Annotated in this window: 3 protein-coding genes and 3 pseudogenes; 3 read left to right on the plus strand and 3 right to left on the minus strand. The window is 73.7% G+C overall.

The window, feature by feature from the left end:
* Positions 1 to 137 (plus strand): annotated as a pseudogene (locus AOK18_RS35570) (DUF4232 domain-containing protein); the annotation flags it as partial.
* A 255-nt stretch (positions 138 to 392) separates the two neighbouring features.
* On the opposite strand, the gene AOK18_RS26590 reads toward AOK18_RS35570, so the two are convergent.
* Both AOK18_RS26590 and AOK18_RS26595 read right to left on the minus strand, forming a co-directional pair.
* On the minus strand, positions 393 to 1,271 hold the full coding sequence (locus AOK18_RS26590; protein ID WP_240503321.1) for an ABC transporter permease: 879 nt from the start codon (positions 1,269 to 1,271) through the stop codon (positions 393 to 395).
* Positions 1,268 to 2,293, minus strand: coding sequence for an ATP-binding cassette domain-containing protein (locus tag AOK18_RS26595; RefSeq protein ID WP_055573651.1), 1,026 nt, complete (start codon positions 2,291 to 2,293; stop codon positions 1,268 to 1,270). Before AOK18_RS26595 ends, AOK18_RS26590 begins: the two co-directional genes overlap by 4 nt.
* A gap of 87 nt (positions 2,294 to 2,380) precedes the next feature.
* Here AOK18_RS26595 and AOK18_RS26600 point away from each other — a divergent pair.
* Positions 2,381 to 3,184, plus strand: a pseudogene (locus AOK18_RS26600) (TetR/AcrR family transcriptional regulator); the annotation flags it as partial.
* 105 nt (positions 3,185 to 3,289) lie between these two features.
* Here the strand turns inward: AOK18_RS26600 and AOK18_RS26605 are convergent.
* The gene (locus AOK18_RS26605) at positions 3,290 to 4,336 is read right to left on the minus strand and encodes a hypothetical protein (protein WP_055695985.1); all 1,047 of its coding nucleotides are present in this window, start codon (positions 4,334 to 4,336) and stop codon (positions 3,290 to 3,292) included.
* On the opposite strand from AOK18_RS26605, the pseudogene AOK18_RS34770 reads away from it, so the two are divergent.
* A pseudogene (locus AOK18_RS34770) lies at positions 4,335 to 4,565 on the plus strand (hypothetical protein); the annotation flags it as partial. The gene AOK18_RS26605 and the pseudogene AOK18_RS34770 sit on opposite strands and share 2 nt — an antisense overlap.

Below are 4,565 nucleotides of genomic sequence, written 5' to 3' on the forward strand. Positions count from 1 at the left end.
CCGGCACGGCGGTGAACGTGCCCCACGTACGGGTCCGGGCGAAGGAGGGCGCCGACCCGGTGACGGTGACCCCGCGCCTCGACCTCGGAACCACCGGGAAGCTCGGGGTCAGACCCTGGACGAAGGCGGAACGCTAGGCCGCGTCCGCCGGCCGTGCGGCGCCGCCGGGGAGGAGGACCGGCGGGCGGCGGGACGCCGGTCCTCCCCCTCTCGGAGGCGGGCCCGGAGCGGGCGGGAGCACCCCCGCCACCCCGCGCCCTCCGTGCGAGCCACGTCCTCCGTGCGAGCCGCGCCCCATGAGCGCGTCAAGGAGGCGGACGGCGTTCACACCCCGGACACCGTCCGCCTCCCGACCGGGTCCGCCTTCCCCCGGACCGTGCCGCGTCAGCGGCTCACCTGCTCAGCCGCTGGAACCTCCGCACCGCGAGCGGCAGGAAGACCGCCGTGAGGACGAGCGGCCACACCCCCGCCATCAGCAGCGCGTGCTGCTCGACCCAGGAGTCGCCGCCGCCGACCGGCGTGCCGAACAGCTCGCGGGTGGCGGCGGCCGTGGACGAGATCGGGTTCCAGGCGGCGACCCAGCCCAGCCAGTCGGGCATGAGCTGCGGGGCGACGAAGATGCTGGAGATCATCGTCAGCGGGAAGGCGACCGCGAACAGTCCCCCCGCCGCCTCCGGGTTGGGCACCAGGAGCCCGAGCCAGACGCCGAGCCAGATGAGCGCGAACCGCAGCCACAGCAGCAGTCCGAACGCCGCGAGGAAGCCCCAGCCGCCGTCCGGCCGCCAGCCCATGGCCAGCGCGGTGAGCACGAGGATCGCCAACTCGGCGCAGGCGACGACCAGATCGGTCACCCCCCGTCCGGACACCACCGCGGACGGCGCCATCGGCATCGAGCGGAACCGGTCGATCACGCCCTTGGTGGCGTCGTACACCACGATGGTCGCGGTGTTGATGAAACCGAACGCCATCGTCATCACGAACATCCCGGGCATCAGGAAGTCCTTGTAGTCCCCGCCGCCGGGCACCCTCATCGCGCTGCCGAAGACGTAGCCGTAGAGCAGCACCGACAGGATCGGGAAGCCCAGCTGCCAGGCGATGTTCACGGGCTGGCGCCGGTAGTGGGTCAGGCCGCGGCGGACGATGTTCCAGCAGTCGGCGAGCGCCCAGTACGCGCGGCCGCGCGCGAGGGGCGCGGTGATCGGGCCGTCCGGGCCGGCCGGGTCCGCCGGGTCCGCCGGGTCCGCCGGGCCGGTCAGGTCGACGGCGCTCATGCGGCGGCCTCCTTCGTCCGCGGCACGTCCGTGCGGTGGCCGGTGAGGTGCAGGAACACGTCGTCGAGGCTGGGCCTGCGCAGCCCGATGTCCTCGACCCGGATCCCCTCGTCCTGGAGGGTGCGCGCCACCTCGGTCAGCGCGGCCACCCGGTCCGTGACCGGGGCGTGCACGCGCGCCTCGCTCTCGTCGGCCTCCGGTTCGCCGTCGGAGACCCGGGCCACCACCTTCACCACGCGCGGCATGTCGGCCCGTTCGGCGACGACGACCTCGACGCGGTCGCCGCCGATCCGGTTCTTCAGCCCGTCCGGGGTGTCGTCCGCGATGGCCCGGCCCCGGTCGATGACGGTGATGCGGGAGGCCAGCCGGTCGGCCTCCTCCAGGTACTGGGTGGTCAGCAGCACGGTCGTACCGTCCGCGACCAGCGCCCTGACGGCGTCCCAGACCTCGCCCCGGCTGCGGGGGTCGAGCCCCGTCGTCGGCTCGTCCAGGAAGAGCACGGCCGGCGCGAGGATCATGGAGGCGGCGAGGTCCAGGCGCCGCCGCATCCCTCCGCTGTAGGCGCCGACGCCCTTGTCGGCGGCGTCGCTCAGGTCGAACCGCTCCAGCAGTTCGGCGGCCCGCAGCCGGGCCCGCCTGCCGCCCAGGTGGAACAGCCGTCCGAACATCTCGAGGTTCTGGCGGCCGGTGAGCACCTCGTCCACGGCCGCGTACTGTCCCGTGAGCCCGATCCTCGCCCGCACCTCGCGCGCCTGCCGGGCGACGTCGAGACCGGCCACCGTGGCCCGCCCCCCGGCCGGCCGGACCAGCGTCGACAGAATGCGCACGGCGGTGGTCTTCCCGGCGCCGTTCGGCCCCAGCAGGCCGTGCACGGTGCCCTTGCGGACGGCGAGGTCGAAGCCGTCGAGGGCACGCTTGTCCCCGTACCGCTTCTCCAGCCCCTCGGCCCGCACCGCGTAGTCGTCGTCCCCGACGGGTCCGCCGCGGCCGGGTCCGTCGCCCTTGTCATGGCCTTCGTCCATGGGTCCCCCTTCCCTTCAACCGGGTACACCGTACTCGATTGCGCGTACGTCGTACCCAGTTTTTTCGCGCGGATCTAGACTGGCCCCATGACGAGCGGTGGACGGACCAGCGGCAGGGAGACGAGCGGGAGCGGTGACATCACCCGCACCCTCGACCTGCTGTGGGGCACGGGCCGGCGGCCGAGCCGCGGGCCGAAACCGGGCCTGACGCTGGAGCGGATCGTGGAGGCCGCCGTCGCACTCGCGGACCGGGAGGGGCTCGGCGCCCTCTCGATGCGCCGGATCGCCACGGAACTGGGCACCGGCACGATGTCCCTGTACCGCTACGTGCCCGGCAAGGCCGAGCTGCTCGACCTGATGCTGGACCGCGTCCAGCGCGTCTTCGAGGACCCCGGCGGCTTCGGCGACGGTCACTGGCGCTCGACCCTGGAGGTCCTGGGGCGCGGCACGCTCGCCCTGTACCGCCGCCACCCCTGGCTGCTGGAGGTCAACCAGACCCGCCCGCTCCTCGGCCCGGGCGCGCTCGACGGCCTGGAGAAGGTGATGTCCCGGATCAGGCCGATGGGCCTGAGCGATCCCGAGCTGCTGTCGGCGATCACCATGATCGAGGGGTACGTCGTCGGCGCGGCCCGCACCCAGCTCTACCAGCAGGAGGCCGAGCGCACCTCCGGGCTGACGGACACGGAGTTCTGGGAGGCCCAGCAGCCGGTCCTGGAGAAGGCCGTCCTCAGCGGGCGCTACCCCGTCCTGGCCTCCCTCGCCGAGGACACGTTCAGCTTCGACTTCGACCACTTCGAGTTCGGACTGCAACGCATCCTGGACGGCCTGGAGGTGTTCGTGACCGCCCGCGCCGCGAAGACCGCCCCGGCGTCCGCCTCACCGTCCGTCCCCGCCCCCGCGGCCGGACCGGACCACTCGGACCACCCGATGGGGCCGGACCGCCCGGCCGACCCGGACCGCCCGGCCGACCCGGACCGCCCGGTGGGACCGGACCGCTCAGCCCCGCCGGAACAGCCGGCGTAGTCCGAGCAGCGCGGCCCCCACGACGACCACACCGATCACGCCGGCCCCGAGCCCGTCCCCGCCGATCCCGTCCCCGTCCTCACCGGCGGCCGAGCCGTCGTCCCCGGACGGCTCACCGCCCTTGCCGCCCCCGTCACCGGCACCGCCGCCCCCGGGCACCTCCCGGGCCTCGACCGGGCTCTGCTCGCCCTCGCTCCCGTACATCAGCCGGGAGCCGTCGGCCGAGTAGCTGACGGACTCGCCCTGCCCCGCGAGCGGCACGCCGAGCCGCCCCTCGCGCTCGATCTTCCCGTCCGTCGCGTCGTCCCACTTGTACTGGATGCCGCCGAAGTACGAGCGGACGGCGAGCCGCCGGCCGTCGGGCGAGAAGGCGGCGTCGGTGGCCCACAGGTCGACGGGGGCGATCGGCCGGAAGACGTTGCCGCCCGAGGCGGAGAGCTTCTCGGGCCCCTCGTAGAGGTGCCCGCCCTCCTCCTTCTTGTCGACGATGTAGACGCGTCCGGTCTTCGGGTGCACGACGAGGGACTCGGCGTCGCGGGCCCCGTCGGAGTACGTCACGACGTACTGCGTGGCCCGCACGGTCTGGTCCCGCAGTTCCCTCGGCTCGGGCAGTTCGTAGATCCACACGTGGGGCCAGGTGCCGTCGAGGTTGTCGCCGATGTCCCCGACGAAGATTCGGTCGCCCGGCCCGATGGAGATCGCCTCGACGTCCCGGGGGGTGCCGATCCCGGTGAGGGTCACCCGGGCGACGGTCTCGCCGGTCGCGCTGTCGACGGCGTAGAGGTAGGGGCCGTCGTCGCTGTCGTTGTGGGTCCAGTAGACGCCCGGGTGGAGCCGGGAGGCGGCGAGCCCGCTGGACTCGGTGATCCGCGGGTCCTGGATCGTGAAGGAGTCGTTCCCGGTACCCGCGTCGTCGCCGCCGGCGGCCGCGGCGGGCGCACCGAGCGCGCCCACGAGCAGGGCCGGAGCGGCGAACAGGACGGCGGTGGCCGCGGCGAGCGGGGCGAGGGGTCGGCGCATGACCCAAGAGTGCCATTGCGCCCGGCAGTTCACGGCAGGTGGTCGGGCTCACATCGCGGTGACCGGGCCGATCGAGGATGATGACCGGATGCTCAGGTTCATGCCCGTCGGCGACTCGATGACCATCGGGAGCGCGGGTGAACACACCTGGCGCTACCGGCTGTGGCAGCACCTGTGCGCGGAGTACGGCGGCCCCTTCACCCTCGTCGGCCCGCGCGGGAAGTCCGGG

Source organism: Streptomyces prasinopilosus (genome assembly GCF_001419695.1).
Taxonomy (GTDB): domain Bacteria; phylum Actinomycetota; class Actinomycetes; order Streptomycetales; family Streptomycetaceae; genus Streptomyces; species Streptomyces prasinopilosus.